Raw genomic sequence first — 26,432 nt, 5'->3', positions numbered from 1 at the left:
CGGAATGAAGCAAGCGGTAAAAATGGCCGCACATTCACTTTGCAGGGATCTTTGCCATGAGCACCACCGCCACCAACGGCGCCCCGTCCACCAACGTCGTGTTTCTGCTGGCCGCCGGCGCCGGCCTCAGCGTCGCTTCAATCTATTACAGCCAGCCCATGCTCGGCATGATGGGCGCCGATTTCCACACCGGCGTCGCCGATGCCGGCATGGTGCCGACGCTGACCCAGTTGGGTTATGCGTTGGGCATTTTACTGTTGGCGCCGCTGGGCGACCGGTACGATCGCCGGCGGATCATTCTGATCAAAGGCGCGCTGCTGACGCTGACGCTGCTGTTTTGCGCGTTTGCCGCCTCATTCCCGCTGTTGTTGCTCAGCAGCCTGGCGATAGGCCTGACCGCCACCGTCGCCCAGGACATTATCCCCGCCGCCGCCACGCTGGCGCCGGAGGCCAGCCGCGGCAAAACCGTCGGCGCGGTGATGACCGGGCTATTGGCCGGTATTCTGCTGTCGCGCGTGTTCAGCGGTGCGCTCGCCGAGTTCGCCGGCTGGCGCAGCGTTTACGCGCTGGCGGCGCTGGGCGTTTTGCCGATCACGCTGGCTATCTGGCGCATGTTGCCGCGTCTTCGCCCCCATAACGCGCTGAGTTACCCCGTGCTGCTGCGCTCGCTGGGGCATCTGTGGGCCGCGTATCCCGAGCTGCAGCGTGCAACGCTGGCGCAAGGCTTTCTGTCATTGGGCTTCAGCGCTTTCTGGTCAACGCTGGCGTTGATGCTGGCGGAGCGCTACCAGATCGGCAGCACGGCGGCCGGCGCGTTTGGTCTGGCGGGGGCGGCGGGGGCGCTGGCGGCGCCGTTGGCGGGAAGCCTGGCCGATCGGCACGGCCCTGACGCCGTGACCCGCATCGGCGCGGCACTGGTCCTGGCCGCCTTCGCCCTGATGTTTCTGCTTCCGCTGTTGCCGCTCCCGGCGCAGCTGGCGCTCATTGCGCTGAGCACCGTCGGATTTGATCTGGGCATCCAGGCGACGCTGATCGCACACCAGACCATCGTCTACGGTCTTGATCCGGCGGCCCGCAGCCGCTTGAACGCCCTCTTGTTCACCGGCGTATTCATCGGCATGGCGACCGGCGCCGCCCTCGGCAGCCGCATTCTGGCAAGCGCGGGCTGGCCGGGCGTCGTGGCGCTGGCAACCGCGGCGGGGGCCGTGGCGCTGTGGATCCGCTGCGGGCGCAAAACGGCACGCGTAGCGGCCTGATATCGCCCTCTACTGGCGCAAGCGGTTGATTTCACCCAGGCCTCTTGCGCTATACTGAGCGCCCTTTTTGCTACGCATTCAAAACAATTTTATGATGGAACGCTTGCTAGAAAACGCGATGTACGCCTCCCGCTGGCTGCTCGCGCCGGTTTATTTCGGCCTTTCACTGGCCCTGGTCGCCCTGTCTATCAAATTTTTTCAGGAGATCCTGCACGTCCTGCCCAACATTTTCTCCGTCGCTGAAGCCGATCTGATCCTGACCCTGCTGTCGTTGGTCGACATGGCGCTGGTCGGCGGGCTGCTGGTGATGGTGATGTTCTCCGGGTACGAAAATTTCGTCTCGCAGTTGGATATCACCGAAGGAAAAGAAAAGCTGAGCTGGCTGGGCAAAATGGACGCCACCTCGCTGAAAAACAAAGTCGCCGCGTCTATCGTCGCCATCTCGTCCATCCATCTGCTGCGGGTGTTTATGGACGCCAAGAACGTGCCAGACAACAAGCTGATGTGGTATGTGATCATCCACCTCACCTTCGTGCTCTCCGCCTTCGTGATGGGTTATTTGGACAAGGTGACCCGCTCCAAGCACTAAACGCGCCGCCACGCCCGATCGTCAGGATCGGGTGTCTTCCCCTCCTTCGCTGTTTCCCAACCGTCGCCGCCATCATGTCTTTCATCTGGCACATCTGATGATAATTTTATTATAATGTCATTACACTCATTATGGACCGAACGCCGGCCATCGCGCCGGATTCGCCGCAGACAGGATCACGCTCCCCCATGCCATTACATGGTCACCCCCTGCAATTCCACGATATTCAGGCGATTCTGCCTCATCGCTATCCCTGTCTGTTGGTCGATCGCGTGCTGCCCGCCGGCACCTGCATCGCCGAAGGGCGACTGAGCGCCATCAAGAACATCACCGCCAATGAGCCGACGTTCTGGAGCGGCCATGCGCGCTTCGCCGGTTTTCCTGGCGTGCTGTTGGTGGAAGCGCTGGCGCAAAGCACCGGTCTGCTGGCGCATTACTATCTCGGGGCGCTTAACGAAGGGGAACATTACTACTTCGCTTCCATTCAGCGGGCGCGGTTTTATCGCGCCGCCCGTCCCGGCGACCAGGTGTTGATGGAGGTCGCCTTTGTACGCCGGCGCGGCGCGATCGCCCGCTTCACCGGCCGTGCCAGCATCGATGGCCGGCGCATTTGCACCGCCGATTTCATGTGCGCCCGTAAGTAAACAGGCCGCTTGCCAAAGGAGCCCTGCGAATACCATGTCTCTGGTTGACAGCTTACTCAGAACCCTCGATTTCTCCCCGCGTGGCCAGGTGATCGCTCGCGAAGCCGACGCCTGGGGCGAAATCATCGTTTCCGATCACAAGGACTACCGCACGCTGCGGTTTGACGGCATCTGCGAGCAAAGCAAGATGAGCCTCAGCAACCCCGCGCAGCCGATCCACAACTACATCAAAGCGATGCTGATGGCGGTGGCCTGGCAGCCGCCGACGTCGGCGTTGATCCTGGGGTTAGGCGGCGGCAGCCTGCTGCGTGCGCTGCACGCGCTCGATCCGGCTATGCGCCTGGAGGTCGTCGAGCTGCGCGCCGCGGTGATCGCGGTCGCGCGCCGCTATTTTACGCTGCCGGCCACCGACACCATCAGCCTGCGCACCGCCGACGCCATGGACTTCGTGCGCCCGCCCGCCGAAACGCGTTACGATCTGATTTTCTCCGATCTTTATTCGGCGTTCGCCATGGATCCGCAGCAAGGCACCCAGACATTCCTGGAGAACTGCGCCGCGCGGCTGAATGACGGGGGCTGGCTGGTGCTGAATTACCACGATCTGCCCGACGAAAACAGCCTGCTGTACCACAGCCTGCACCGGATATTCGCCACCGTGCTGTTTTGCATCGCCCCCAGCGGCAACGTGATCATTTATGCTACGCCGGCCCAGGTGTCGCTGCCGCTCAGCACGCTGCGCACGCTGGCCGCCGGCAGCGGCGAGCTGTTCAACTGCGAACTCGGCTACCTGTCACGCAAGATAGAGCGGCTGCATTTCCGCTAAAGACGAGCGGCGGCGCGGTCTGGCTGGCCGCTTCGCTCACATGGTATTATCATTCAGTCATCATTCTCTGGAGGATCCTGATGGAAAAGAAAACGGCGCGGCTAACGGTGCTGATTGACCCGGACAAAAAGAAAGCCCTGGAAGAGCTGTGCCTGCAGCAGGACGTCACCCCTTCCCAGGTGGTGCGCCAGCTGATACGCGATTATCTGCACAAGCATCAGGTGGATTATCCCAGCCAGCCGACCCACGCCAATCCTCGCGTCGAGAGCAATTGAGGCGGCCCGCCCCACAAACCGTGAAGCGCGCTTTGCCCCCCTGCGCGCGTCCCTAATCCGAATCCTCCACCGCGGTCTGTCCATCCTGCGCTATCGCTGCTACTGTTTTATCCGTTCATTATTCTCTCTTGGGAAAGGAAACGCGCCATGTTCAGCCATATTACCGTCGGCGTCAGCGATCTGGACGCCGCCGCCGCGTTCTACGACGCCATTTTGTTGCCATTGGGTTTACAACGGCGGGAAGTGACGCCGGACGGCGGCCCCGCCGCCCGCTGCTGGGTGATGCCGGGCCAAACGCTGCCGCGGTTTTATGCCTACCAACCCTTCGACAGACAGCCCGCCAGCGCCGGCAACGGCAGCATGTTGGCCTTTCTCGCCGCCGACGAGCTGGCGGTTAAACGCGCCTACGCCGCCGGCCTGCTGGCGGGTGGCAGCAGTGAAGGCGAACCCGGCGAGCGCGCGCACTACGGCAAAGGCTATTTCGGCGCTTACCTGCGCGATCCCGACGGCAACAAGGTCCATGTGGTTTACCGCGGAGATCTCGCCTGATGAAATGCTCGGTTTACATCGCCACCAGCGTAGACGGATTCATTGCCGGCCCCGACGGCGACATCGATTGGCTGCTGCGGCCCGAGTACGCGGTGTCGTTGCTCAATGGCCTGAGTTTTGAAGCGTTTATCGCCGACATCGACGCGCTGGTGATGGGCCGCCATACCTATGAAAAAGTCCGCGCCTTTCCCGAATGGCCCTATGGAGAACTGCCGGTGGTGGTACTGTCGACGCAATCCGCACCGCACGGCGCAGAGCCTGTCCGCTGGATGAGCGGCGAACCGGCCAGCGTCGTGGCGCGGTTGGCCGAGGCCGGCTGCCGTCACCTGTATATCGACGGCGGCCAGACCGTGCAGCGTTTCCTGCAGGCCGGGTTGATCGACGAATTGACGATTACGCGCGTGCCGCTGCTGCTGGGCGGCGGCATTCCCTTGTTCGGCGCCGATGCCCCTGAGCAGCGCCTGCGTCTGCTCGCCGTCACCCAGTCGGACAACGGTTTCGTGCAAGAACGCTACGCCGTTCAGCGCGCGTCATAACGCAGCGCCAGTCGGCGGCCGCCGAAGGCGATAAGCAATGCCGCCAACGCCAGCAACGCCGCCGCGCCGTAGGTGACGCGCATGCCGTAAGCCGCGGCCGCCGCGGCGCCCGCCACCCGCTGCGAGGCCAGATAAAACAGCGCCCCCATCGCCGACGCGCCGGTGATCGCCCCCAGATTGCGCGCCAGATTGACCATGCCGGCGATCAACCCGCGTCGTTCGGGAAACAGATCCTTCATCAGCACCGTGTTGTTGGCCACCTGAAACAGCGCATAACCGGCGGTCAACAGCGCGATCGGCGCGACATAGCCGAGTACGCCCCAGCGGCCCAGCAGCGACAGCAATCCCGCCCCGGCGGCCACTGCCGCCAGCCCAAGCTGGGCGATGCGTTGCGATCCAAAGCGATCCACCAGATAACCCGCCGGAATACCGGTCAGGATCGCCACCGCCGGCCCTGCCGACATCACCAGCCCCACCTGCGCGGCGCTTAACCCCAGCGCGCGCGCCAGATAAAACGGCCCGACCACCAGCGTGACGGTCATCACCGTCATGACCAACGCGCTGGCCGCCAGCCCCGCCGTCAGGGCCGGATGGCGGAACATCGTCGGCGCCAACAGCGGCGACACGGCGCGGCGCTCCACGCGGATAAACAACCCTGCCGCCAACAGAGCGCCCAACATCAACGCCAGGTTAAGCGCGCCGAAATCGCCGCGTCCCAGAGTCATCGCCAGCGAGTAGCAAAGCAATGCGCCGCCCAGCAGCAGCGTGCCGGCGCGGTCGAACGGTTCAGGGCGCGTCGCCGCCCGCGCCCCATTCGGCAAGTATCGCCAGGCGAGCCACAGCGCCAGCAGCCCCAGCGGCAGGTTGATCAGGAATATCGTTCGCCAGCCGAAGCCGGCGATCAGCGCGCCGCCCAACGACGGCCCCAGCGCGGTGCCCACGGCCGACATAGTGCCGAGCAGCCCCATCGCGCGGCCGATCTTTTCCGTGCCCAGCGCCTCGCCCGCCAGCGCCATGGTGATTGACATCATGACTGCGCCCCCCAGCCCCTGCGCCAGGCGCGCCGCCAGCAGCAGCCACAGCTGCGGAGCCAACGCACAAGCCAGCGAAGCGGCGGTAAACAGCGTGATGCCCGCCAGCAGCAGGCGGCGACGATTGAGGCTGTCGCCCAAGCGGCCGATGCCGATGATGCAGGTGGTGACGGCCAACAAATAGCAGAGCAGCACCCACTGCACTGCCTGGAACGAGGCATGGAATGCGTTGGCGAGCACCGGCAGCCCGACGTTGGCGATGCTGATGCCGAGCGATGACAGCAGCATACACAGAGAAAGTGCGGCCAGTATGCCGCGGACGCCCTGCGGCGAAGGATGGGATAACATGATAAGCACTCCTGACATAGACTGAGGCTTAGCCTATGTCAGGGGCTGGGATGGCGGAAGACGCATGCGATGCACTGTATCAATGCATCTGACGCCTTATCTGGCGCGATGCGTTACCAGGCGGCGATCTCCGCCTCGGTGAGCGGCAGCGTTTGGGTTACGCCGGTTTCCGCCGCCAGCGTGGCCGCTTCCAGCACCGCCATCACCGCCAACGCCTGCGATGCGGTGACCGGGTTGGCGCCGGCGCCGCGCAGCGCGTCACGCACCTGGACGTAATATTGGCGCTGATCGCCATCCGGCGTCGGCAACGTACGCACCGGTTCCGTGCCGATAAACAAGCTCATCGCGTCGTCGTCTTTACCCCACTCAGCCGAACCCGGCGTTACGCCGGTCAGCAGTTGGCTCTCCTGCCCGTCGGCGCGCGCTTTGACCACGCTGCCTTTATCGCCGTGCACGGTAAAGCGCGACACGCCGCCCGCCACCAGCATGCTGCCATGCAAAATCACGCGGTGCGTCGGGTAGTTCAGCACCACATGCGCCCAGTCATTGATCTGCGCATTGGCGCGCAGCGTGGCGATGTTGGCCTGCACGCTGTGCGGCAAACCGAACAGCTGCAGCGCCTGATCGACCATGTGCGGCCCCAGATCGAACCACAGCCCGCTGCCCGGCAGATTCTGCTCGCGCCAGCGCACCCGCACTTCTGGGCGGTAACGATCGATGTGCGACTCAAAGTGCGTCACCTTGCCGATCAGTCCCTGCTCGATCACCTGCTTCACGCCCAGGAAATCGCTGTCCCAGCGGCGATTCTGGAATACCGACAGCAGACGGCCGTGCTTCTCCGCCGCCGCAATCAGCGTGCGCGCCTGCGCCAAATCCAGCGTAAACGGCTTATCCACCACCACGTGCTTGCCCGCTTCCAGCGCAGCCAGCGCCAGCGGCGCATGGGTGGCGTTCGGCGAAGCAATCACCACCAGGTCCACTTCCGGCAAGCGGATCGCCTCCAGCGGGTCGGCGATCACGCGCACGTGCGGCAGATCGGCATGGACTTTGGCGGCATCGCGCGAAGCCACCACGCTCAGCGCCAGACCCGGCACCGCGTTAATCAGCGGCGCATGAAACGCCTTGCCGACAAAGCCGTAACCAATCAGCGCCACCTGCAACGGTTGAGCGTTATCGTTCATCAGTGTTCTCCTCTAGCGGTCGTCGGCGACGACACAAAGTTCAATCATTGATTGCTCGTCCAGGTTATCCCACGGGCGATCGGTAAACAGGCGTTGGATCTGCGCCAGATCCGCCACGTGATGCGGCTCGCAGCGATCCAGCTTCATATGGTCGGCCACCAGCCAGCGCTCGCCGCTGTTGGCCAGCATGGCGCGTTTGACCTCTGCATCGGCCTCTTCGCCGGCGCTCAGCCCCAGCTGAGAATGCACCGCACAGGCGCCCAGCAAAGCGATGTCCGCGCGGTAGCGTTCCAGCAACGCCAGCGTCGCGCTGCCGGCGAACAGCCGTTGGCGCGCGTCCCACTGGCCGCCGAGCAGGATCAGTTGGATCTCCGGCTTATCGCTCAGGCACTGCGCGATATCCAGCGAGGCGGTGATCACCGTCGCCGGGCCGCGCAACGCTTGCGCCACCGCCAACAGCGTACTGCCCGCATCCAGCATCAGGGTGCTGCCGGGCGGGATCTGTGCGGCCACCGCGCGGCCGAGCCGCTGCTTGACCTGCGGCAACAGCGCCGCGCGCGCCTGGCGCGGCATGCCGGACGGTTCGAGCGCTATCGCGCCGCCGTGATGTTTCTGCGCCAACCCCTGCCGCTCGAGATCGGCCAAGTCGCGGCGCACGGTATCGACCGAAACACCGATGGCGCTGGCCAATTCCGCCACCGCCGCCTGCCCGCGTTCGCTGAGCAAATCCAGTAAATGGCGCTGTCGTGCCGCTTTGTGCATGGGATTATTCCGCATTAAAAAAGCATAAAACAGCAATATACAGCAGATAACAGCATTGGAGAAGCCGCAATTGTGCGCACCGGAGATCAAACATCTTTTCCCCTGCGGGACGATGATGAAGACATAACGCATAACAATCCGGAGAAACGCATGAACATCGATCTGACGTTTGAAGACCTGAGCGCCCGCGCCGCGCAATACAACGCCCGCGCTTCGGTGGAGGATTTTGACGCCTGCATGGCGGACTATGCCGCGCTGGCGCAGCGCGCCAAAGCGCAGACGCCGGGCATTTACGATCTGCGCTACGGCATGAGCGCCGCCGAGCGTCTCGATCTGTTCCCGGCCAGCGCACAGCCCGCACCGCTGCTGATCTTTATTCATGGCGGCTACTGGCATTCACAGCGCAAAGAGGAAGCCTGCTCGATGGCCGCCGCGTTCGCCCGCCGCGGTGTGGCGGTCGCCACGCTGGAATATACGCTGGCGCCGGAAGCGACGCTGGCGGAGATCGTGCATGAGGTGCGCAGCGCCATCGCCTGGCTTTATCATCACGGGGCACCGTTCGGCATCGATCCGGCGCGCATTTTCGTCAGCGGCAGTTCGGCCGGCGGCCACCTGTGCGGCATGCTGATCGCCGACGGCTGGCAGCAACGCTATCGCCTGCCGCCCGATGCAATCAAAGGCGCGCTGGCGCTGAGCGGCCTCTACGATCTGCGCCCGCTGTGCGATATCTACATCAACGACTGGCTGCACCTGACGCCCGAACAGGCGCAAACTCTCAGCCCGCTGTTTTTGCTGCCGGCGAAAGCGCATGCGCCGCAGATCCTGCTCGACGTCGGCCACCGCGAAACCCAGGGGTTCAAAAACCAGACGCAGGCCTATTATGACGCCTGCCTGGCGCGCGGTCTCGACGTCCACCTGCTGGCCGACCGCCACTGCAATCACTTTACGCTGGTCAACGAGCTGGCCGATGCGGAAAGCGCGATGTTCCGGCAGGTGATGGCGATGATCGACGCAACGGCGCGTTCATAGAGAGAAAGGGGGAAATAAGGGAGTTATAGCCGGGGGCCGATAGCCCCCAAGCATACAGATTCAGCCGTTTTTGCGGCCGATAGCGGAAAAGACGTTGAACACTTCACCCAGGCCGTAAATCGCGCCGAGCAAGACGGCCACCATTACCGGCACCAGGACCACCACGGTGGCCAAGCTTTCAATCATTTCTAACATCGTTCTCTCCTGGTTTATAAGCACAGCGAATCTGCGCCGGAAGAAAAGGTTTCCGGCCAAACGGTCGATTATCGTGGGGAGGCAGTCTAAAACGTGAGCTACATCACACTTGATGCGAGCTAATGTAACTTACACAATTACATTAACGCAATGCAAAAAATGCTCTGCGCGGAACGGGGTTTGGCGTGATTTTTTATTGCGTATCTGCTTGATATTGCGGTGAACAAGGGACGAAGGGATAGCCGGCGCGCAGCTCAACCTGCCCGGCCATTTCGGCGATGCTGGTCTGTGCCAGGCTGGCTTCCAGCGCGTGGCCGACGCGCGCAAACTCTTGCTCCAGCACCGGGGTAATGGCGTGGCCGATATAGCACGCCTCGTTAGGCCGGGTGCGATGCAGCGTGAAATAAGGTTGATCCTCCACCGCGCGATACACGTCCAGCAAAGAAATCGCTTCCGCCGGCCGCGCCAACAGCGCCCCGCCGCCTTGCCCCATCTGCGAATAGGTCAGCCCCGCCTCCGCCAACGCCCCGAGAATGCGCCGCACCACCGTCGGATTGGTGTTGACGCTGCGGGCGATATCTTCGGAACGCACCGTCTGGCCGCGACACAGCGTGATGTTGGTCAGAATATGGATGGCAACGGCAAATCGCGTAGAGGTAGACACCTTGGCACCTGCTCAGAGTTTCGCTTATGTCGGATTGAAACATAAGGAAAGCGTATCAATTTCCGGTAATACACATAATGAGTAGGGATAAGTGGAATGTCAACCTGCCCCCGCCCGAAGGCGGCGGCGGCTCAGGCTTCGGTACGGATCGCCGTGACTTTGTCGGGATAAAATGCCAGATGATCCTTGATCGCCACCACGGCGTTGTAAGGCATTTCATAGCTCCAGGCCGCATTGTCCCCCTGCGGGCCGTTCAGCGTGAGGGAGAAATAACTGCAGTCGCCCTTATAAGGGCAGTAGCTCACGTGCGTGCTTTTATGCAGCAGCCGCATATTCACATCCTCACGCGGAAAGTAAAACACCGGCGGATAGTTGGCTTCCTGCAAGATGAGCACATGGCGGCTGTCGGCCAGGATTTGGCCGGCGCCGCGCACCACGACCCGCGTCGGATGGCGGGTCAGCGTAATCGGATGGTCCGGGCCGGGAATTTTCACCGGTTTGCCGGATGCGGAAACGAGCTCGGACATGGCGGCCTCCAGCGTGTGCGCCCCGCCCCTCATGAGGCGTCTTCCCAGTATAGCCGAACGGTTTTGCCGACGGCCGCACATTCGGCGAGCGATCGCTTTTCACCGCGCCAAAATTAAGAATTTTTACCTGTTCGATTTTCTTTCGGAGGAATACATTCATCCCAACTTCTACCGGCGAGTTAATCGGATTATTTTTAATCCATTAATTAGCCAATTTACCAGGAACTCATTATGAATATTAAACGTGCCGCGGGTGTGTTGGTGGTGGTAATGGCGACGCTTTCCGTTACCGCATGTGGGCATATGTCCAATCGCGATCGCAACACGGCGATCGGTGCGGGCGTCGGCGCCGTGGGCGGCGCGGTATTGACCGACGGCAGCACGCTGGGCACCCTCGGCGGCGCAGCGCTGGGCGGCATCATCGGCCACCAGACCAGCCGTTAATTCTCCCGCCAAAAATAACCTCCGCAGGCCGACGCTTTTTTAATCCACACGCGCCGGCCTGCTTTATTTACTCCGCTGAAATTCCTCAGGGAGCGAACCTAAATAAATAACGTTAAGCGTGGCTTTATTATTCATTAACCTGCGCCAGGGTTATTTATTGCGCCGGCAGCCTGAAACGCGCCATCGCTTTTTCCAATCGTTCCGATTCGCCCTGCAGCAACTGCGAAGCCTCGGTCACCGCGTTCACCACGGCGCCGGTTTGCCGCGCCACCTGATTCAGCCCGGCGATGCGCGCCGTCACGTCCTGAATGCTCTCCCCCTGATTGAGCGACGCCAGCGAGATCTCCCCCATCAGTGCGCTAAACGTGTTCACCAGATCAATAATTTGACGCAAATTGCCCGCCAGCAGATCCACCGCTTGCGACCCCTGATCGATTTGCTGCAACGAGCGGTTGATCAGCTGCTGAATATCGCGCGTAGAATGGCTGCTCTTCTGCGCCAGCAGGCCCACTTCTTTAGCGACAATGGCGAAACCGCGGCCGTGAACGCCGGCGTGCGCGGCCTCGATCGCCGCATTCAGCGCCAGAATATTGGTCTGAAACGCCACACTGTCGATCAGCGCCACAATGCCGCGCATCTCGGCCGATTGGTTGACGATCCCTTGCATCGAGACGTTGACGGTTTGCATCATCTTTTCACCGGCGCCGGCGCACTGCCTGGCCTGTTCGGTGCGTTGATTGGCCAGCTGCGCGTATTGGCCGTTTTCTTCCACCCGCGCCGCCAACTGCTGCACGTGCTCGGTCGCCAACTGCAATTCGCCGTCCTGCTTCGCCGACTGCGCCGTCAACTGTCGATTGCCGTCCGCCAGCCGCCCGACGCCGTTCAGGATCCCGCTCGCCGCATCGCGCACCTCACTCACCAGCCGCTGCAGGCCGTTTTGCATGTGGCCAATGCTGGTTTGCAACTGACGCATTTCGCGGTTAACCGCCCGTTCAGGCGGCAACGGCCGCGAAAGGTCGCCGGCGGCCAGCACGTTGAGATGGGCGATCGCCCTTTGCAACGGTGCAATCACCCAACGAGCAACGCCGAACCACACGCCCAAGGCGATCAGCGCCAACGCCGCGAGCGCGCCGAGCGCATAGGTTTTGGCCTGCTCCAGCGCCGCCAATTGCCGCACGTTGACGTCATCGCCGCGTCGTTCGTTCAGCGCCTGATAAGCGAGATACTTCTCGTTGAAATCCGCCTGAAAAGCCTGGATCGGCACGGCGAAAAACGCATCGATGCTGTCGCTGCGTTGCAGCCCTTGCGCCTGCTCCTTCAGACCGTCATAGAACAGGCGATAACTGCCTTTCAGGGCGTCAGCGGCCTCGGGCGCCGTCGCGCTCAGGCGCTCAAACCGGGCGAAGGCCTGCTCTGAAGCCTGCAACGCCGCCAGCGATTCATCCAGCAGGCTATGCCAGCTGCCGTCGGAGCCGGTGGCTTTATCCTGCAGATAGTAAATGCCCGCACGGTTCAGGGTATCGCTGGCCGTCAGCAGCGACAGCCTGGCGCGATCCATCGCCGCCTGCTGGCGATGCAAGGCGTCGCCCGTCACCAGGTTAATCTTGGCGTCGCGCAGAATATTGGAAATAAATACGGTGGAAAACAATTGCAGCAGAGAAAATAGCGCGATAACGCAAATTACGCCGCTTAATAACCCCATGCTTTTGCCGAAGCCAAACGCGCGCGGCAGCGCGGGCGCAGGTTTTGCCCCGCGGCCAAGTGTCAGTTTTATGTTCATGATTTTTAGTCGGTAATACCAGGATGCCGCGAGTCTAACGAGCATTGATGACACGACGATTACAGCCCCCATAGACGGGTGTTGCCGGGTTCGGAATGCGTTGAAATCATGTTAAGGCGTGAACGAAAGAGGGAATTGTCTTGGTGAGAAAATAAGCTTCTCTGCGAATCGCCAAATAAGAAATATTATTTTAGAAACAGAGAAATTCATTCAAGTCGAATATCAATCAATATTTCAAGGCATATCCATAATAAATACTGCCGTAGGTTAAACTCGTTGTATTGAAGCGTGGGTCAGACATTTTCTGACCCACTCACTTCCCGCTTAAATCCTCACCCTTTAACCGACGACACCACATTGAGCGGCTGGGCATCCGGCAGGATATTCATGTGCTCCAGCACCTGGGCCATGATCTTGCCGAACACCGGCCCGGCTACCGAGCCGCCGAAGTGCTTGCCGGCTTTCGGGTTGTTGACCATCACCACCAGCGCTACCTGCGGATCGCTGGCCGGCGCCACGCCGGCGGTATAGTTGATATAGCCGCCGTCGTATTTGCCGCTGGGGCCCATTTTCTCGGCGGTACCGGTTTTGATCGCCAAACGGTAGCCGGGCACCGCAGCGCTCACCCCACTGCCGCCCGGCAAGGCGTCGCTTTCCATCATATGCACCACGGACCTGACCGTATCGGCCGGCAAAATGCGTTGCCCCATCACCGGCGGCGTCACCTTAGTGATCGACAGCGGCCGATAAATGCCGAAGGAACCGATCGCGGCATACTCGCGCGCCATTTGCAGCGGCGTCACGCGCAGCCCATAGCCGAAGGAGAACGTGGCGCGTTCGATATCGGCCCAGCGCTCGCGATGCTGCGGCAGGTAGCCGCTGCTCTCGTTGCCGATGCCAAGCTCGGTCGGCCGCCCCAGGCCAAAGCTGCGGTAGACCGCCGGCAGCACCGTGGCCGGCAGCGCCAGCGCAATGTGCGATACCGCGATGTCGCTCGATTTTTGCAGCACGCCGGTGATGGTCAGCTTCGACCAGTGGCCGACGTCCTTAATCAGGTGACCGTTCACCCGATACGGCGTGGTGTCCAACACGGTATCCGGCCGAATCAGCTTATGTTCCAGCCCCACCATCACCACGACCGGTTTCACCGTCGAACCCGGTTCGAAGCTGTCGCTGCTGCACACGTTGCGGATATCTTTCGCCGGCGTGCTGCCATAGTTGTTCGGGTTGAACGACGGGTAGCTGGCCATGCCGAGGATTTCGCCGGTGTCGATTTTCACCAGCACCGCGCAGCCGGAGTCGGCCTGGTTAGCCACCACGCCGTCGCGGATCTGCGCATAGAGCACGTACTGGATAAATTTGTCGATGCTGAGCGTCACATTCGGCGGTGGAACCGGATCCACGCTTTTAATCACGCCGATCACCGCACCGCTGCCGTCCTTCTGGTAGACCCGCAGGCCGTTTTTACCCTGCAGCAACGGGTTGAAGCCCAGCTCGATGCCCTCCAGCCCCTGATTGTCCTGGCCGACGATGCCGATCAGGCCGGCCGCATCCTGGCCCATCGGATAGAAGCGGCTGAAATCCTGCTCGGTGCTGACGCCGGTCAGGTGCAGTTTGCTGATATAAGCGGCGTTGTCGTCCTCCACCTTGCGCGCCAGGTAGACAAAGCGTTTGTGCGCGTTGCTCTGGATCAGATGCTGCACGTCCGCCAGCGGGATCTTCAGCACGTTGGCCATGCTCTGCCAGCGTTCGTTGCCGGTATCAGTCTGGGTATCGAGAATATGCTTCGGATCCAGCACGATGTCTTTCGACGACACGCTGACCGCCAGCGCCTCATTGTTGCGATCGGTGATCATGGCGCGGTTGGTCGGCACTACCTGGGTGCGAATCGAGCGCTGATCTGCCTGGTTCGCCAACTGCTGGTGTTCCAGCAGTTGCAGGTAACCGACCCTGAACGCCAACAGAAAAAAACAGACCAGCATGCCGGCGCAAATCCAGCCGAAACGAACTGTGGAATAGGTTTTACCGCTCTTTTTGGTCGATGGCGCCACTGTTGTGTTAACCCTGCGTTTTTATTCGGTTTATCGTGTTATTTCAGTCTACCTTGCCGGAAATGGTCAGGAGATTGCAGTTTGTAAGAAAGTAAAAACAAACCGCATCACCGTTGCACATCCGCACTGTCGTTTAACTGCGGTTTAGTTTGCGCCGCGTCGCCGGGCTGGGGCGCGTTGGCCGGATCGAAAATGTGGTCGAGGATCGCGCGCGCGGTCGGCCCCGCCACCACGCCGTCGCCGCCGCCGTTTTCCAGGATCAGCGCCATCGCCACCCGGGGGTTTTTGTAGGGGGCGAACAGCGTATAAAAGATGTGATCGCGCAGCCGCACCGGAATCATTTTGGCGTTGTAAGTTTGGTTTTGCTTCAGGCTGAATACCTGCGAGGTGCCGGATTTAGCGGCAATCTGGTACGGCGCGGTATGGAACAGCTTGTATCCGGTGCCGTTCGGCAGGTTGGCCATGCCATACATGCCGTTGCGCACAATGCCCCAGTAAGGCGAACGGGGATCGCCAATCTGCAGCGCCTGCGTCGGCGGCTGATAACGCGTGACCCGGTTGCCCTGCTGCAGCGAATACAGCAGGTGCGGCGTTTTCACCTTACCGTTGTTGATCAGCGTAGTCAGCGCTTTCACCATCTGAATAGGCGTCGCCACCCAATATCCCTGGCCGATGCCGACCGATACCGTATCCCCCTGATACCAGACTTTTTTGTGCACCTTCAGCTTCCAGTCGCGGCTTGGCAGCACGCCGCGGTACTCTTCGTTCAGATCGATGCCGGTCGACTGGCCGTAACCAAACTGGCTCAGCCAATGGTGAATGCGATCGATGCCCATCTCATACGCCACCTGATAAAAGAAGGTATCGGCGGACTCTTCTATCGCTTTGGTGACGTTGAGCATGCCGTGACCGGTCTTCAGCCAGTCGCGATAGCGCCGCTCGGTGCCGGGCAGCGTCCAGGTCGGCGCGCCGAAAAAGGTGGTGGTGGGCGTGATCACCCCGGCAAACAGCGCCGAAACCGCCATGTAGGGCTTCACCGTCGACGCCGGCGGGTACAGCCCCTGGGTGACGCGGTTGATGAGCGGCAAATCCGGGTTGCGGAGCAGCGCCTTATAGGCCTGATAGCCGATGCCTTTGACGAAGGGATTGGGATCGTAACTGGGGCTGGAGACCATCGCCAGAATGCCGCCGTCGCGCGGATCTTCCACCACCACCGCGGCGCGTTGCCCCTTCAGCACCGATTCGATGTACTGCTGCAGCGGCAGATCCAGCGTCAGGTAGATGTTTTTGCCGGCCTGCGGCGGCTGCTCCTTCAGCAAGCGGATCACCCGCCCGTGGTTATCCACCTCCACCTCCTGATAGCCGGTGGTGCCGTGCAGCTCGGACTCGTAATAGGCCTCGATGCCCTGTTTGCCGATGTTGCGATCGGCGGCATAGTTCTCGCTCAACCCGGCCTTGTCCAGGCGCTTGAGATCGCTGTCGTTGATCTTCGACACGTAGCCCAGCACGTGCGCCAGCTGCGCGCCGTAAGGATATTCGCGCTGCTGATAGGTATCGATAGTCACCCCGTCGAAACGGTATTGATTGACGGCGAAACGCGCCACCTCGGTGTCGTTCAGCCCCGCTTTTAGCGTTATCGGCTTGTAGCGGCTGTTGTGGTGCATGTCGTCGCGAAACGCGCTGATATCTTCCGGCGTCAGATCGACGATCGGCGTCAACGCCTGCAGCAGCGCGGCCATGTCGGTGATTTTGCTGGGCGTGATCTCGATGCGATACAGTGTCACGTTTCGTACCAGCGGAATGCCGTTGCGATCGAAGATCAGCCCGCGGCTCGGGGCGATCGGCAACATCTTGATGTCATTCTGGTTGGAGCGCGTCTGGTAAAAGCCGTGCTGGCGAATTTGCAGCCGGTAGAGGTTGACGACCAGCGCGCCGAAACAGACCACCACCAGCGCCAGCGCCACGGCCGCCCGGCGGATAAACAGCATCTCTTCCGCGGAGTGGTCGCGAATTTTTTCTTTTAACAGGGCCATGCGGAGCCGATACCTTTTGCGTCACATTTCCCCGCAAAATCAGGGAACTGAAAAGCCGGCAAGCATAGCGTTATCGGGCGCGACGCCCCATGAAAAGGTTGCTAATGAAATGGCATAACTGTTTCAGCATATTGGAATGTTACCGGCGGCGATTTTTTCACCGCGCGCCCCATTGAGCCGCCGTTCCTCTCAATGCTACAATGTGATCCTTATCACACTATTACCGTTATTCTCCTCCGCATTTTCCTGTCGGCGCCCTGCCGGATGCGGCTTTTTGTTACATAGGATCGAGTTCGATGAGTACCATTGCCACCGGTTTAATCATGATGCGCTGGGAGTTGCTGAGCGCCGTGATGATGTTCTTCGCCAGCCAGTTAAACGTCGTTTGCCGTAAAACCAGCCGCAATGGCATGGCGTTCATGTTCAGCAGCCTGGGCCTGTTTACCGCCTGCTGGTTCGTGATGGGCCTGATGGGCATTCACTTCACCCTCGAAGCCTTCGCCCAATTCTGGTCATCGGCCTGGGATCGCTACGTGGACGTGGTCAGCACCATGCCGGTCGATTGGCCGATGCCGTAATCTCGCCGCAGGGGGCAACTCAGGCCGCCCCTGCAATCAGTCCGCTTCCGCAGACGGCGCCGCCGCCAGCCGCGCCATCAGCGCCCCCGCTTCGAGCAACAGCGCCTGCTCCCGCTCGGACAGACAGCTTTCCATCGCCGCCAGCAACCACGCCTCACGTCGGACGCGGCTTTGCTGCAGCAAACCCAGCCCGGCGGACGTCAGCCGCACCCGCACCCGGCGTTTGTCTTCGGCATCCGGCGTGCGCACCAGCAGCCCCTCGGCTTCCAGCTCGCGCAACGCGGCCGCCAGGTTTGAGGAGCGCATACGCTCCGACTCCGCCAGCAACGACGGCGTCGCCTCGCCGCCATGGCGATCGATAGCCCCCAACAGCATCAGCTGGGCCCAGGATTTTTCGTCGCTGCGCGACTCGCGCCGCATGCGGCGCACCAGCGACATTAACTGCGTGCGCAGCAGCGTCACGTCTTCAGGATGATCTTTTTTCATTGGCATCAGTCGATAACGTTCAGTTTGTCCCTACTTTCACATCGCCGGATCGCGCAGTCAATGGCGCCCCGTTCGGCCACCGCGCACTTCTGGCTTAACCCATTTATCTATGATAATATAGCTATTAATATATAGCAAAAAGACACTGCAGCCGGCAGGGTTACGTTTGCTCACGCATTTGCCCCCTCGCTGACTAATTTGCAGTGTTATTATTATTTTGCTTAACAAATCCCTCCTCATTCAACGTGGTACGATAAGCCGATGGAAGCGTGGAAAGTCAATCTGATCTCGGTCTGGCTCGGGTGTTTCTTCACCGGGCTGGCGATGAGCCAAATCCTCCCTTTTCTGCCGCTGTACGTCGAACAACTCGGCGTCAGCGATCATCAATCCCTCAGCCTGTGGTCCGGGCTGGTATTCAGCGGCACCTTTTTGGTCTCGGCGGTGGTGTCGCCGCTGTGGGGCAGCCTGGCCGACCGTAAAGGCCGTAAGCTGATGCTGCTGCGCGCTTCGCTGGGCATGGCGATCGTCATCGCGCTGCAGGGGCTGGCCACCAACGTGTGGCAGCTGTTCGCGCTGCGCGCCCTGATGGGGCTGACGTCCGGCTATATTCCCAACGCCATGGCGCTGGTCGCCTCGCAGGCGCCGCGCGATAAAAGCGGCTGGGCGCTGGGCACGCTCTCGACCGGGCAGATCTCCGGCGTGATCGCCGGGCCGCTGCTGGGCGGGCTGATGGCCGACCATCTGGGGTTGCGGGTGGTGTTTTTCGTCACTTCCGGGCTGATGTTCGTCAGCTTCCTGGTGACGCTGTTCCTGATTAAAGAGCGGCGCATCACGGTGAAAAAAGCGGATCAGCTGAGCGGCAAGGCGGTATTCCGGTCGCTGCCCTATCCGGCGCTGATCGTCACCCTGTTCGTTTGCACCCTGATGATCCAGCTGGCCAACTCCTCCATCAGCCCGATCCTGACGCTGTTCATTCGCGAACTGTCGGGCAACGTCAGCAATATCGCCTTCGTCAGCGGCATGATCGCCGCCGTGCCCGGCATCGCGGCGCTGATCTCCGCGCCGCGCCTCGGGCGGCTCGGCGATCGCATCGGCACCGCGCGCATTCTGATCGCCGCGCTGCTGTTCACCACCGGCCTGTTCGCCGTGATGGCCTGGGTGAATACGCCGCTGCAGCTGGGCATTCTGCGTTTTCTGCTGGGCTTCGCCGATGGCGCGCTGATGCCGGCGGTGCAGGCGCTGCTGCTGAAGTATTCCTCCGATCAGGTGACCGGGCGCATCTTCGGCTATAACCAGTCATTTATGTATCTGGGCAACGTGGTCGGCCCGCTGCTGGGTTCGGGCATTTCGGCGATGATGGGGTTCCGTTGGGTGTTCGCCGTGACGGCGGTATTGGTGCTGTTCAATGCGCTGCAGCTGCGCCATCAGTTCAAAAAAGTGCAGCCTAAACGCGCGGGATAGCGGGGAATGCGAGGGAAGCGCCTCAAGCAGTGGCGGGACAATGACGCCCATCAACCGTGCCGCCACTGCCAAAGGCGGCCGTAGCCTACTCGACGCGATGAACGTTTGGTATTTATGTAAGTAAATAAAGTGTTGCAGGCGCGTAGAGGGCCGCCGCAGCGGCCCTTTTGCATCAGAACATGGTGTTGTCGTTGGCCGATCTTTCCGGCACATCCTGATTGACGTCCCAATGCTCGGTGATTTTCCCCTGATCGTTCACCCGATAAATATCCACGCTGGCAGTGCCGCGATCCTGCGGGTTATTTTGATATTTGACGTGAACGTAGACCAGATCGCCGTTGACCGCGCTGCGGTATATTTTAGCGCTGTACTGCGGGTTGTCTTTGAAGGTCTGGCTGAAGAAATCGAGGAACGGCTTGATGCCGTCGCCGACGAACGGGTTATGCTGCTTGTAGTTTTCCACAATCAGCTTCCGCGCCACGCCGATGTCATGGCGGTTGAAGAAGCCCGCGTACAGATCTTCCACCACCTTCAGCTTTTGCTGAGCATGATGATAACCGCCCTTGCCGGCCGATTTGTAAGACGCCGCCTGATCCGTTGACAGCGCCGGGTAACTCGCCAGCAGGCCGCCGACGATCGCACAGGTGATCAATGCCTTTTTCATAACTGCTCCTTAGTTTCCTGAGTGACCTACAATTTTCAGCTGCCCTTTCAGATGGGTGAAGCTGCCGTCCTTGGCGGCGATGTTGGTGTACACCTCGCCGCGCTCGAAGTCCTCGATATGCGTCACGTTGTCACCGGACTGCGGCTCATGCCAGTAGACCATGTAGACCTTCGGCCGAATTTCCACCGCGGTGTACTGCACGGTATCGGTGATGCCCTGCGACGCCTCGCCGATGCCGGTGAAGGTCATGGTCTTGTCATCGGTAAAATCCAGCTTGAAGGCGAAATCGCCAAAGGTCACCTGCACCACTTTACCAACCGCAATAAACTGCCCGTGTTTTTCCGTCATCGTCGCCGCCTTACTGTTTGTCAGGGAGGTTTGCGCCGCCGTAGCGGCAGGCAATGCCAGGGGGAAAGTCAGGGCTATCGCCAGCGCGATACCCGTTCGCTTCACTGTTTTCATCGTTCCTTCTCCTTTCCGTGGTTGAAAACGAGAATCATTATTATTTCTTAACGGTTAGCGGAAATATAAGAATAATCTCTATTCCCATCAGGCACCTGACGACGCCAAAAGAGGGTGAAAAATCGCCGTGAAATGGCGTGGCAATAGCGCGTTCTGACCCTTGGTTTTTACGCAATGAACGGGATTACTGTTTTCAGGATGAGGGATAGCTCGGGGATTCGGTAGGTCTATAGCGCAGATAGCTTTAAGCTAATGCGAATTTGTTCTTAAGCCGCCCGCCGCAGGGAGAACGGCGGCGAACGGCGCGGCGTTTAACGCAGCCAGGGCGTATAGGTGACGCCAACCAGCAATCCTTCCGGGCTGAGCAACCGGGTAACGCTTTGCCCCCACGGCTCTTCACGGTTGGCGACCAGCAGCCGATAACCGCGATCGATTAGCCCTTGGGTGGCTATCGCCATGTCGGCCACGTCAAATTCGATCCACGCCTGCGGCGCCGCGAGATCCGCCGGCCAGCGCTCGTCGCCAAAGCAGGACTGCGCCGCCTGCGCCAGCGGCCACAGGGCGAAGTGTTTCACCCCGTCCAGCGCACCCTGCTCGGCCAGCAGATAGCTCTCGTTGCCCGGCATCGGCTTGAGCGGCAGCCCCAGCGCCTCGACATAAAACGCCTTGCTCGCGTCGCTCTCACGCGTGATGGGCCCGAATCCGGCGACAAACAACACGCCCAGGCCCGCAAATTGTTGTTCCATGCTTACACTCCCATCCGGTTAGCGCCCCTGCCGCATCTGCAGCGGAGCAAATCCATAGGCCGCCTTGAAGCGGTTGCTGAAATGGCTGGCGGAGCTGAAGCCGCACGCCAGCGCGATCTCGGTGATCGGCTGTTGGCTATGCCGCAACAGCTGTTCCGCCCGTTGCAGCCGCGCGCGCATCACGAACTGGTGCGGCGCCAGGCCGGTGGCGTGCTTGAACATGCGGGCGAAGTGGTACTCGCTCAATCCGGCCTGCGCCGCCAGATCGGCCAGCAGCAGCGGCCGATCGAGATGGCTTGCGATATATTCCCGCACCCGCCTGGCTACCGCGGGGGCCAGGCCGCCGCGCGCCTGCGGCAGCGTCCACTGCAGCTGGCTGTAGCGTTGGATCAGGTGCGACATCAGCAGGTTCGACGCGCTGCTGAGCGCCAGCAGATTGGCGCTGTCACGCCAGTCGCAGTTAAGCAAAAACTGGCGATACAGCAGCGTAATTTGCGGATCTTCGCCAAAGCTGCGCGGCTCTACGTTGATCGCCGCCGGGCTGCGATCCCAGGTTTGCTCCGCCAGCCGGCGCAAATGCCCGTCGGTGCAATACAGATGCACGAACGACAGATCGCTGCGCACATCCCAGGTAGATGCATACTGGCGCGGCATGATGCAGAACCGATCCGGCCCGCCGCCGTTGCGCCAGCCGCCCGGCACCTGCTGGTAGCACTCATAGCCATCGGCGACGTACAGGCTCAGGGTATGGTGGTCGGCGCTCTCCTGCGTGACGCGATCGTTACAGTTGGACCAGGCCGCCAGCTCCACGCCGGTGCCCAGCAGCACGCGGCCGTGCAACCGCGCTTTATGCTCACGCAGTGTTTCAAACGCCTGATAGTTGGACATCGCCGGCCCCGTTGTTCGACATGCCGACAGTGTAAAGAGTGGCGCCGCCGCATACCAGCCGCCGCCCCGCGCTTTTGGCAAAAAAAGCGCAAGAATATGCAACTGAGCGCAAAGCGCTGCAAGCGCCGCCGCGCGCCAAAGCGGATACTGCGCCATCGGTTTTTTCGGAGTAACAAATAGAATGAATGCGCTGTTGTACCTCGCCGTGGTGCTGATTTGGGGCACCACCTGGATTGCGATCACCCTGCAACAGGAAGGGCCGGTGGCCATTCCCGTCTCGATCGCTTACCGCTTCGCCATTTCCGCCGCGGTGATGTTCGTCGTCTTGGTGTTGCTGCGGCGTCTGCGCCGCATCGCCCCGCGCGATCATTTGTTCTGCGTGTTGCAGGGCTGCTGCGTGTTCGGTTTCAACTTCTTCTGCTTTTACCACGCGGCGGCTTATATCAGCAGCGGGCTGGAATCGGTGATCTTCTCGATGGCGGTGCTGTTCAATGCCCTCAACAGCCTGCTGTTTTTCCGCCAGCGCCCCAGCCCCAACCTGCTGCCGGCGGCGCTGCTGGGGTTGACCGGCATCGTGGCGCTGTTCTGGCAAGACCTGGCCGCCACCCGCATGGCGCCGGAGCTGCTCAAAGGCATCGGTCTGAGCGCGCTCGGCACCTACGGCTTCTCGCTGGGCAATATGATCAGCGCGCGTCATCAGCGCCGCGGGCTGGATATCTTTTCCACCAACACCTACGCCATGACCTACGGCGCGATGCTGATGGCGCTGATCGCCCTGGCGCAAGGCGCATCGTTCCAGATCGAATTCAGCAGCCGCTATATCGGCTCCCTGCTGTACCTGGCTGTCTTCGGATCGGTGATCGCCTTCGCCGCCTACTTCAGCCTGCTCGGCCGCATCGGCGCCGGCGCGGCGGCTTACAGCACCCTGCTGTTCCCGCTGGTGGCGCTGACCATCTCGACGATCTACGAAGGCTACCAGTGGCACTTCAACGCCGTGCTGGGGCTGTGCCTGATTCTGCTGGGCAACCTGGTGATGTTCGCCAAGCCGGGGCTGAGGTGGCGACGGGCTGGAATGCCAAAACAAAATTCAACCCTTTGAAGCCATTGGCGAATATCGTTATCATCAGGTTTTGTTGATAACGGATGATGGCCAATGCTCAGAAGCGATGATGTGACACCCCGCGCCTACAAACAGGTGGACGTTTTCACCGCCACGCCGCTGCTCGGCAATCCTGTGGCGGTGGTGCTGGAAGCCGAAGGGCTGAACGACGCGCAGATGCTGGCATTGGCCCGTTGGACCAACCTTTCGGAAACCACCTTTGTGCTTAAACCGACGCACCCGGCGGCGGATTATAAGGTGCGCATCTTCACTACCGAAAAAGAGCTGCCCTTCGCCGGCCACCCGACGCTGGGCACCGCACACGCCCTGCTGGAAGCCGGATTGGCGCCTAAACGCCCCGGAACGGTGATGCAGGAATGCGGCGTCGGCCTGGTGGCGATCAATATCCTGCCGGAAGGCGCATTGGCGTTCGCCGCGCCCGAAGTCAGTTTTCGCGCGATGGCGGTTGAGGAAACAGAACGGCTGATGGCCGCTTTACAGCCGGCGGTGATTGAAGCCGATACCCTGCCGGTTATTGTCGACATGGGCATCCGCTGGCTGATGATGCGCCTGCCGGATGCGCAATCTTGCCTGGCGGTGATGCCGGATCAGGCTATGATCGAACAGTTGCAAACCGCCTGTGATGTGGATGGCGTAGTGATTTATGGCGCCTGTTCTGCGGCCGAACCGGCAGATTACGAAATGCGCGCATTTATGGTGGAATGCGGCGCCTTGATCGAAGATCCGGTAACGGGCAGCGCCAACGCCTGCCTGGCGCGCTTACTGAAGGCCAACCGCTTCCCCGACGGCGATTGGACCGCGCATGGCTATCTGGTGCGCCAGGGCACCCAACTGAAGCGAGATGGCCGCGTGAGCGTGCGCTTTATTGACGGCGAGCCCTGGATCGGCGGGCAGTGCTGCACCCTGATTAACGGCACATTGGATATTTAGTATGCCTCCTACCGTTTCGAACTTTTTCTGCGGCACAAAATGCCGCCATTATTCATACAATATTTTAAAACTACCTGTAACATCGAAAACATGATCATAGGTACTTAACGCAACCCTTGCTTTTCCTGAACTGTATTCCTCCAGCAGGTCAAAGCTTGACTCTGAATACTTCTCATAAGGATAGTCATCGACTTTATAGATAGACATCCTTTCTATATCACTAAAAAAGAACTCTATTTTCACATCAGCCTCATTCAAAACCTCTAACTCGCATGCCGATGACGAAAGCAACGCTTTAATTTTAAATGTGAAAGGAGAAAGACTCACTTCATGTTCAGAGATAATCAAGGCATCTCGCCCTTGAATGATCCCATACTTAGTCTTTATTGCTTGCACCTTCATCTTTAGCTCACTCTCTACTTAAATGATAACTAAGAAAGACATTGCGCTGTATATTCCAGACAAGCTAGTCGTCATATCGGTTAATTTCAATACCGCACTTTTCAGAAGCATTTTATCCCCTGGGAGTTGGTCTCTTCTGCTACTCAATCCCAGCGGATCCACCCACATCCGCGGGTTCGTAGTAGCTGAACTGTAGTGCAGACCGCTTTCGTCGTCCTGATATTGCCCGGCGTAGCACAGCGGCTTCTGGTATTGCGCGCCCTGTCGCTTCGCCGCGTTGGTTACCTCCAGCGGCGCGCTATTCAGATCGGTTTGATACCAGTAAATATCCGCCGAGCGGCTGTCACCCGCCTGCTCCAACGCCGCCAGCGGGCTCTCCGCATCGTTATTTAAAAGTCCATCAGTGCATAAAGCCGAGCATTTAAAATTAGTATATCAAAATCAGATCAATAATCTTTATAACTAAGTTCTAAGCAACGATACAAACTCTTTAAATGCTTCTATTACAGTTTCCTCGTCTGATAATTCTCTTCGTTCATTAATTATATAGTTCCCGGTTTCAACATCAATGATCTCCAACATACAAGATGCATCATCCCACACCGTAAAACGCGCAATCTTCGTATCGTCATCTATATCAACAACCAGACTATCTGTAAAATCATTAGCATTGTACTTAACTTCATAATGGCTATTGGATAAGATACAATCACTTATTTTTTTGAGCATGTTGAAGTTCCCGTTGTGCTTTGCACAACCTTACCTGTGGAAACCTTTTTTTCATATTCTGCCGGTCCCATCCAGCGACCAACAGTAACCTCAGTCAACCCATACGGGTCCATCCACATCAGCGGGTTCGGCGCATACTGATACAGGTTCAACCCGCCGCGCAGCCCTATCGGATCCTGCGTGGTGAAACGCCCCACCTCGGGTTCGTAGTAACGGAACAGGTTGTAGTGCAGGCCGCTTTCGTCGTCCTGATATTGCCCGGCGTAGCGCAGCGGTTGCTGATATTTCGCGCCCTGCCGCTTCGCCGCGCCGGCCACCGTCTGGCCCTGCAGCTTGCCGAAGGTGTCGTATTGCCCGGACCAGCACAGGTTGCCCGCCGCGTCGGTCACCTCCAGCGGCGCGCTGTTCAGATCGGTGTGATACCAGTAAATATCCGCCGAGCGGCTGTCGCCCGCCTGCTCCAGCGCCGCCAGCGGGCTCCACGGGCTGGCCGGATCGTAGCTCCAGCTGCGGCGGCTGCCGTCGTCGCGCTGCTCCTGCAGCAACCGGTAGCCCTGCCACAGGAAACGGGTCGTCTGTTCGGTTCTGCCCTTGTAGCGCACCGCCTTGCGGCTGCGGCGGCCCAGCGCGTCGTAATGATACTGCGCCTCGAATTCGCCCTGCGGGCCGCGACCGTGCGCCTGCACCTGCCGGTTGTCGGCGTCGTAGCGGTAGTGCTGTTCGTACAGGCCGTTGCGCCGGCTGATCAGGCTGCCCCAGGCGTCGTAACGGTAAAACAGTTTTTGCCAGTGCGTCAGGCGGTTGTCGGCAATCGGCGCCAGCGGCAGGTGCGCGTCGATGTCGTTCTGCGGGCTGCGTTCGCCCAGCAGGTTATCCGCCAGATCGTACACCAGGGTTTTCCCTGATTGGGCTCACGGTGTTACAGCAGACTGCCTGCTCTACAATAAATACTTGGAATATTAATTTTCTATGATTCTTTATTTTTAAAGAGCTGAAGATTATCTATTCACATTTTAATTCTTTCATATAAACCAGGTATTATCTGAAAGCAGACCATTATAAAAAAGTTACTCATTAGCCACCGATAGACAACACTCAGCACAAAAAACCTTGATTTAGTGAATTCATTGCTTCCAATGAAAACCCGAAAAAAATGAGTGTGCGGTTGCGGCTAAACAGAGCGTCGCAATGGTCTGACATGCCAACTCACCTCTAAAGAACGCTCTATTTAAATTATTAAAAAAGCGTC

The 26,432-nt window shown here is 60.0% G+C and carries 29 protein-coding genes and 3 pseudogenes; 13 read left to right on the top strand and 19 right to left on the bottom strand.

All coding sequences use genetic code 11. The features are described from left to right. Nucleotides 1–56: 56 nt before the first annotated feature. From ACP3TA_RS17715 to ACP3TA_RS17685, 7 genes are all read left to right on the top strand, one after another. Complete coding sequence (locus tag ACP3TA_RS17715; protein ID WP_164120094.1) at nt 57–1,256, top strand: MFS transporter; 1,200 nt, start codon at nt 57–59, stop codon at nt 1,254–1,256. 94 nt (nt 1,257–1,350) lie between these two features. Beyond that, on the top strand, nt 1,351–1,845 hold the full coding sequence (locus tag ACP3TA_RS17710; protein ID WP_025302805.1) for a TIGR00645 family protein: 495 nt from the start codon (nt 1,351–1,353) through the stop codon (nt 1,843–1,845). A gap of 188 nt (nt 1,846–2,033) precedes the next feature. Beyond that, nucleotides 2,034–2,489 (top strand): 3-hydroxyacyl-ACP dehydratase FabZ, encoded by a 456-nt coding sequence (gene fabZ, locus ACP3TA_RS17705; protein WP_033643035.1) that lies wholly within the window; start codon nt 2,034–2,036, stop codon nt 2,487–2,489. Between the two features lie 34 nt (nt 2,490–2,523). Beyond that, nucleotides 2,524–3,312, top strand: coding sequence for a spermidine synthase (locus ACP3TA_RS17700; protein ID WP_033643034.1), 789 nt, complete (start codon nt 2,524–2,526; stop codon nt 3,310–3,312). Nucleotides 3,313–3,392: 80 nt separating this feature from the next. After that, nucleotides 3,393–3,587, top strand: a complete 195-nt coding sequence (locus tag ACP3TA_RS17695; protein WP_004928567.1) for a ribbon-helix-helix protein, CopG family — start codon at nt 3,393–3,395, stop codon at nt 3,585–3,587. A gap of 147 nt (nt 3,588–3,734) precedes the next feature. Further along, on the top strand, nt 3,735–4,136 hold the full coding sequence (locus ACP3TA_RS17690; RefSeq protein ID WP_015377846.1) for a VOC family protein: 402 nt from the start codon (nt 3,735–3,737) through the stop codon (nt 4,134–4,136). Then, a complete protein-coding gene (locus ACP3TA_RS17685; protein WP_169539571.1) occupies nt 4,136–4,672 on the top strand; it encodes a dihydrofolate reductase family protein in 537 nt (178 codons plus the stop codon). The genes ACP3TA_RS17690 and ACP3TA_RS17685 overlap by 1 nt, the downstream gene beginning before the upstream one ends. On the opposite strand, the gene ACP3TA_RS17680 is transcribed toward ACP3TA_RS17685, so the two are convergent. The 3 genes from ACP3TA_RS17680 to ACP3TA_RS17670 all read right to left on the bottom strand — a co-directional run bounded on the left by ACP3TA_RS17680 (nt 4,657) and on the right by ACP3TA_RS17670 (nt 7,994). Beyond that, a complete protein-coding gene (locus tag ACP3TA_RS17680) occupies nt 4,657–6,051 on the bottom strand; it encodes an MFS transporter (RefSeq protein ID WP_201911137.1) in 1,395 nt (464 codons plus the stop codon). The genes ACP3TA_RS17685 and ACP3TA_RS17680 overlap by 16 nt on opposite strands. 113 nt (nt 6,052–6,164) lie before the next feature. Further along, nucleotides 6,165–7,232, bottom strand: a complete 1,068-nt coding sequence (locus ACP3TA_RS17675) for an oxidoreductase (RefSeq protein ID WP_142002401.1) — start codon at nt 7,230–7,232, stop codon at nt 6,165–6,167. A 12-nt stretch (nt 7,233–7,244) separates the two neighbouring features. Further along, complete coding sequence (locus ACP3TA_RS17670) at nt 7,245–7,994, bottom strand: DeoR/GlpR family DNA-binding transcription regulator (RefSeq protein WP_033650433.1); 750 nt, start codon at nt 7,992–7,994, stop codon at nt 7,245–7,247. 150 nt (nt 7,995–8,144) lie between these two features. Between ACP3TA_RS17670 and ACP3TA_RS17665 the strand changes: the two genes are divergently transcribed. After that, nucleotides 8,145–9,023 carry an alpha/beta hydrolase gene (locus tag ACP3TA_RS17665; RefSeq protein WP_046687020.1) on the top strand — a complete coding sequence of 293 codons (879 nt, stop codon included), beginning with the start codon at nt 8,145–8,147 and terminating at the stop codon, nt 9,021–9,023. A gap of 60 nt (nt 9,024–9,083) precedes the next feature. Here ACP3TA_RS17665 and ACP3TA_RS17660 read toward each other — a convergent pair whose 3' ends face one another. The 3 genes from ACP3TA_RS17660 to ACP3TA_RS17650 all read right to left on the bottom strand — a co-directional run bounded on the left by ACP3TA_RS17660 (nt 9,084) and on the right by ACP3TA_RS17650 (nt 10,409). Next, nucleotides 9,084–9,218 carry an AcrZ family multidrug efflux pump-associated protein gene (locus tag ACP3TA_RS17660; RefSeq protein WP_033643027.1) on the bottom strand — a complete coding sequence of 45 codons (135 nt, stop codon included), beginning with the start codon at nt 9,216–9,218 and terminating at the stop codon, nt 9,084–9,086. Nucleotides 9,219–9,411: 193 nt separating this feature from the next. Then, nucleotides 9,412–9,882, bottom strand: coding sequence for an Rrf2 family transcriptional regulator (locus ACP3TA_RS17655; RefSeq protein ID WP_033650438.1), 471 nt, complete (start codon nt 9,880–9,882; stop codon nt 9,412–9,414). 131 nt (nt 9,883–10,013) lie between these two features. Continuing rightward, entirely contained in the window at nt 10,014–10,409 is a 396-nt protein-coding gene (locus ACP3TA_RS17650; RefSeq protein ID WP_149542901.1) for a DUF427 domain-containing protein, read from the bottom strand. A gap of 231 nt (nt 10,410–10,640) precedes the next feature. Here ACP3TA_RS17650 and osmB point away from each other — a divergent pair, with 231 nt between their 5' ends. After that, nucleotides 10,641–10,853: an osmotically-inducible lipoprotein OsmB gene (gene osmB, locus ACP3TA_RS17645; RefSeq protein ID WP_004940700.1), complete on the top strand. Its 213-nt coding sequence runs from the start codon at nt 10,641–10,643 to the stop codon at nt 10,851–10,853. Nucleotides 10,854–11,007: 154 nt separating this feature from the next. Here the strand turns inward: osmB and ACP3TA_RS17640 are convergent, their stop codons facing one another. The 3 genes from ACP3TA_RS17640 to mrdA form a co-directional block, all read right to left on the bottom strand. Next, nucleotides 11,008–12,633, bottom strand: a complete 1,626-nt coding sequence (locus ACP3TA_RS17640; RefSeq protein WP_116286868.1) for a methyl-accepting chemotaxis protein — start codon at nt 12,631–12,633, stop codon at nt 11,008–11,010. 332 nt (nt 12,634–12,965) lie between these two features. After that, nucleotides 12,966–14,684 (bottom strand): penicillin-binding transpeptidase domain-containing protein, encoded by a 1,719-nt coding sequence (locus ACP3TA_RS17635; RefSeq protein ID WP_033643023.1) that lies wholly within the window; start codon nt 14,682–14,684, stop codon nt 12,966–12,968. Nucleotides 14,685–14,791: 107 nt separating this feature from the next. Further along, nucleotides 14,792–16,717, bottom strand: a complete 1,926-nt coding sequence (mrdA, locus tag ACP3TA_RS17630) for a penicillin-binding protein 2 (protein ID WP_162997223.1) — start codon at nt 16,715–16,717, stop codon at nt 14,792–14,794. Between the two features lie 296 nt (nt 16,718–17,013). On the opposite strand from mrdA, the gene ACP3TA_RS17625 reads away from it, so the two are divergent. Then, nucleotides 17,014–17,295 (top strand): YjcB family protein, encoded by a 282-nt coding sequence (locus tag ACP3TA_RS17625; RefSeq protein ID WP_046898399.1) that lies wholly within the window; start codon nt 17,014–17,016, stop codon nt 17,293–17,295. Between the two features lie 36 nt (nt 17,296–17,331). On the opposite strand, the gene ACP3TA_RS17620 is transcribed toward ACP3TA_RS17625, so the two are convergent. Next, entirely contained in the window at nt 17,332–17,781 is a 450-nt protein-coding gene (locus ACP3TA_RS17620) for a MarR family winged helix-turn-helix transcriptional regulator (protein ID WP_116286869.1), read from the bottom strand. Between the two features lie 261 nt (nt 17,782–18,042). Between ACP3TA_RS17620 and ACP3TA_RS17615 the strand changes: the two genes are divergently transcribed. Then, nucleotides 18,043–19,242, top strand: a complete 1,200-nt coding sequence (locus tag ACP3TA_RS17615; RefSeq protein ID WP_033650443.1) for a multidrug efflux MFS transporter — start codon at nt 18,043–18,045, stop codon at nt 19,240–19,242. 172 nt (nt 19,243–19,414) lie between these two features. Here the strand turns inward: ACP3TA_RS17615 and ACP3TA_RS17610 are convergent, their stop codons facing one another. The 4 genes from ACP3TA_RS17610 to ACP3TA_RS17595 all read right to left on the bottom strand — a co-directional run bounded on the left by ACP3TA_RS17610 (nt 19,415) and on the right by ACP3TA_RS17595 (nt 22,002). Next, on the bottom strand, nt 19,415–19,906 hold the full coding sequence (locus ACP3TA_RS17610) for a nuclear transport factor 2 family protein (protein WP_426784385.1): 492 nt from the start codon (nt 19,904–19,906) through the stop codon (nt 19,415–19,417). Nucleotides 19,907–19,915: 9 nt separating this feature from the next. Continuing rightward, the gene (locus ACP3TA_RS17605; protein WP_099783007.1) at nt 19,916–20,368 is read right to left on the bottom strand and encodes a MoaF-related domain-containing protein; all 453 of its coding nucleotides are present in this window, start codon (nt 20,366–20,368) and stop codon (nt 19,916–19,918) included. 311 nt (nt 20,369–20,679) lie between these two features. Further along, nucleotides 20,680–21,114, bottom strand: coding sequence for a glyoxalase/bleomycin resistance/dioxygenase family protein (locus ACP3TA_RS17600; RefSeq protein WP_046687014.1), 435 nt, complete (start codon nt 21,112–21,114; stop codon nt 20,680–20,682). An 18-nt stretch (nt 21,115–21,132) separates the two neighbouring features. Then, nucleotides 21,133–22,002 carry a helix-turn-helix domain-containing protein gene (locus tag ACP3TA_RS17595; protein ID WP_206196010.1) on the bottom strand — a complete coding sequence of 290 codons (870 nt, stop codon included), beginning with the start codon at nt 22,000–22,002 and terminating at the stop codon, nt 21,133–21,135. 181 nt (nt 22,003–22,183) lie between these two features. Here ACP3TA_RS17595 and ACP3TA_RS17590 point away from each other — a divergent pair, with 181 nt between their 5' ends. Together ACP3TA_RS17590 and ACP3TA_RS17585 are read left to right on the top strand one after the other, a co-directional pair. Beyond that, nucleotides 22,184–23,101, top strand: a complete 918-nt coding sequence (locus ACP3TA_RS17590) for a DMT family transporter (RefSeq protein ID WP_046687012.1) — start codon at nt 22,184–22,186, stop codon at nt 23,099–23,101. 54 nt (nt 23,102–23,155) lie between these two features. After that, complete coding sequence (locus tag ACP3TA_RS17585; protein ID WP_426784384.1) at nt 23,156–24,052, top strand: PhzF family phenazine biosynthesis protein; 897 nt, start codon at nt 23,156–23,158, stop codon at nt 24,050–24,052. A gap of 48 nt (nt 24,053–24,100) precedes the next feature. Here the strand turns inward: ACP3TA_RS17585 and ACP3TA_RS17580 are convergent, their stop codons facing one another. The 5 genes and pseudogenes from ACP3TA_RS17580 to ACP3TA_RS17560 all read right to left on the bottom strand — a co-directional run. Continuing rightward, nucleotides 24,101–24,454: a hypothetical protein gene (locus ACP3TA_RS17580; protein WP_033643013.1), complete on the bottom strand. Its 354-nt coding sequence runs from the start codon at nt 24,452–24,454 to the stop codon at nt 24,101–24,103. Between the two features lie 192 nt (nt 24,455–24,646). Then, a pseudogene (locus ACP3TA_RS17575) lies at nt 24,647–24,829 on the bottom strand (RHS repeat-associated core domain-containing protein); the annotation flags it as partial. 87 nt (nt 24,830–24,916) lie between these two features. Then, nucleotides 24,917–25,183, bottom strand: a complete 267-nt coding sequence (locus ACP3TA_RS17570; RefSeq protein ID WP_071845145.1) for an immunity protein TriTu family protein — start codon at nt 25,181–25,183, stop codon at nt 24,917–24,919. Then, nucleotides 25,168–25,230 (bottom strand): annotated as a pseudogene (locus ACP3TA_RS17565) (hypothetical protein); the annotation flags it as partial. The gene ACP3TA_RS17570 and the pseudogene ACP3TA_RS17565, both read right to left, overlap by 16 nt. Nucleotides 25,231–25,277: 47 nt before the next feature. Next, nucleotides 25,278–26,091, bottom strand: a pseudogene (locus tag ACP3TA_RS17560) (RHS repeat-associated core domain-containing protein); the annotation flags it as partial. Nucleotides 26,092–26,432: the final 341 nt, after the last annotated feature.

Origin of the sequence: Serratia sp. 2C06, assembly GCF_050037615.1 — a bacterium.
Taxonomy (GTDB): Bacteria; Pseudomonadota; Gammaproteobacteria; order Enterobacterales; family Enterobacteriaceae; genus Serratia; species Serratia ureilytica.
The sequence above is the reverse complement of the archived record's forward strand: the minus strand, read 5'-3'. Positions and strand labels throughout refer to the sequence as shown.

What these genes read in the sequence shown, in the direction of transcription:
- ACP3TA_RS17615 (WP_033650443.1), top strand. Translation starts at nt 18,043, where the DNA reads ATGGAAGCGTGGAAAGTCAATCTGATCTCGGTCTGGCTCGGGTGTTTC.
- ACP3TA_RS17585 (WP_426784384.1), top strand. Translation starts at nt 23,156, where the DNA reads ATGCTCAGAAGCGATGATGTGACACCCCGCGCCTACAAACAGGTGGAC.
- ACP3TA_RS17620 (WP_116286869.1), bottom strand. Translation starts at nt 17,781, where the DNA reads ATGAAAAAAGATCATCCTGAAGACGTGACGCTGCTGCGCACGCAGTTA.
- ACP3TA_RS17650 (WP_149542901.1), bottom strand. Translation starts at nt 10,409, where the DNA reads ATGTCCGAGCTCGTTTCCGCATCCGGCAAACCGGTGAAAATTCCCGGC.
- ACP3TA_RS17710 (WP_025302805.1), top strand. Translation starts at nt 1,351, where the DNA reads ATGGAACGCTTGCTAGAAAACGCGATGTACGCCTCCCGCTGGCTGCTC.
- ACP3TA_RS17625 (WP_046898399.1), top strand. Translation starts at nt 17,014, where the DNA reads ATGAGTACCATTGCCACCGGTTTAATCATGATGCGCTGGGAGTTGCTG.
- ACP3TA_RS17695 (WP_004928567.1), top strand. Translation starts at nt 3,393, where the DNA reads ATGGAAAAGAAAACGGCGCGGCTAACGGTGCTGATTGACCCGGACAAA.
- ACP3TA_RS17605 (WP_099783007.1), bottom strand. Translation starts at nt 20,368, where the DNA reads ATGAAAACAGTGAAGCGAACGGGTATCGCGCTGGCGATAGCCCTGACT.
- ACP3TA_RS17665 (WP_046687020.1), top strand. Translation starts at nt 8,145, where the DNA reads ATGAACATCGATCTGACGTTTGAAGACCTGAGCGCCCGCGCCGCGCAA.
- ACP3TA_RS17690 (WP_015377846.1), top strand. Translation starts at nt 3,735, where the DNA reads ATGTTCAGCCATATTACCGTCGGCGTCAGCGATCTGGACGCCGCCGCC.
- osmB (WP_004940700.1), top strand. Translation starts at nt 10,641, where the DNA reads ATGAATATTAAACGTGCCGCGGGTGTGTTGGTGGTGGTAATGGCGACG.
- ACP3TA_RS17640 (WP_116286868.1), bottom strand. Translation starts at nt 12,633, where the DNA reads ATGAACATAAAACTGACACTTGGCCGCGGGGCAAAACCTGCGCCCGCG.
- ACP3TA_RS17670 (WP_033650433.1), bottom strand. Translation starts at nt 7,994, where the DNA reads ATGCACAAAGCGGCACGACAGCGCCATTTACTGGATTTGCTCAGCGAA.
- ACP3TA_RS17610 (WP_426784385.1), bottom strand. Translation starts at nt 19,906, where the DNA reads ATGAAAAAGGCATTGATCACCTGTGCGATCGTCGGCGGCCTGCTGGCG.
- ACP3TA_RS17570 (WP_071845145.1), bottom strand. Translation starts at nt 25,183, where the DNA reads ATGCTCAAAAAAATAAGTGATTGTATCTTATCCAATAGCCATTATGAA.
- ACP3TA_RS17580 (WP_033643013.1), bottom strand. Translation starts at nt 24,454, where the DNA reads ATGAAGGTGCAAGCAATAAAGACTAAGTATGGGATCATTCAAGGGCGA.
- ACP3TA_RS17685 (WP_169539571.1), top strand. Translation starts at nt 4,136, where the DNA reads ATGAAATGCTCGGTTTACATCGCCACCAGCGTAGACGGATTCATTGCC.
- ACP3TA_RS17675 (WP_142002401.1), bottom strand. Translation starts at nt 7,232, where the DNA reads ATGAACGATAACGCTCAACCGTTGCAGGTGGCGCTGATTGGTTACGGC.
- fabZ (WP_033643035.1), top strand. Translation starts at nt 2,034, where the DNA reads ATGCCATTACATGGTCACCCCCTGCAATTCCACGATATTCAGGCGATT.
- ACP3TA_RS17700 (WP_033643034.1), top strand. Translation starts at nt 2,524, where the DNA reads ATGTCTCTGGTTGACAGCTTACTCAGAACCCTCGATTTCTCCCCGCGT.
- ACP3TA_RS17715 (WP_164120094.1), top strand. Translation starts at nt 57, where the DNA reads ATGAGCACCACCGCCACCAACGGCGCCCCGTCCACCAACGTCGTGTTT.
- ACP3TA_RS17590 (WP_046687012.1), top strand. Translation starts at nt 22,184, where the DNA reads ATGAATGCGCTGTTGTACCTCGCCGTGGTGCTGATTTGGGGCACCACC.
- ACP3TA_RS17680 (WP_201911137.1), bottom strand. Translation starts at nt 6,051, where the DNA reads ATGTTATCCCATCCTTCGCCGCAGGGCGTCCGCGGCATACTGGCCGCA.
- ACP3TA_RS17595 (WP_206196010.1), bottom strand. Translation starts at nt 22,002, where the DNA reads ATGTCCAACTATCAGGCGTTTGAAACACTGCGTGAGCATAAAGCGCGG.
- ACP3TA_RS17600 (WP_046687014.1), bottom strand. Translation starts at nt 21,114, where the DNA reads ATGGAACAACAATTTGCGGGCCTGGGCGTGTTGTTTGTCGCCGGATTC.
- mrdA (WP_162997223.1), bottom strand. Translation starts at nt 16,717, where the DNA reads ATGGCCCTGTTAAAAGAAAAAATTCGCGACCACTCCGCGGAAGAGATG.
- ACP3TA_RS17660 (WP_033643027.1), bottom strand. Translation starts at nt 9,218, where the DNA reads ATGTTAGAAATGATTGAAAGCTTGGCCACCGTGGTGGTCCTGGTGCCG.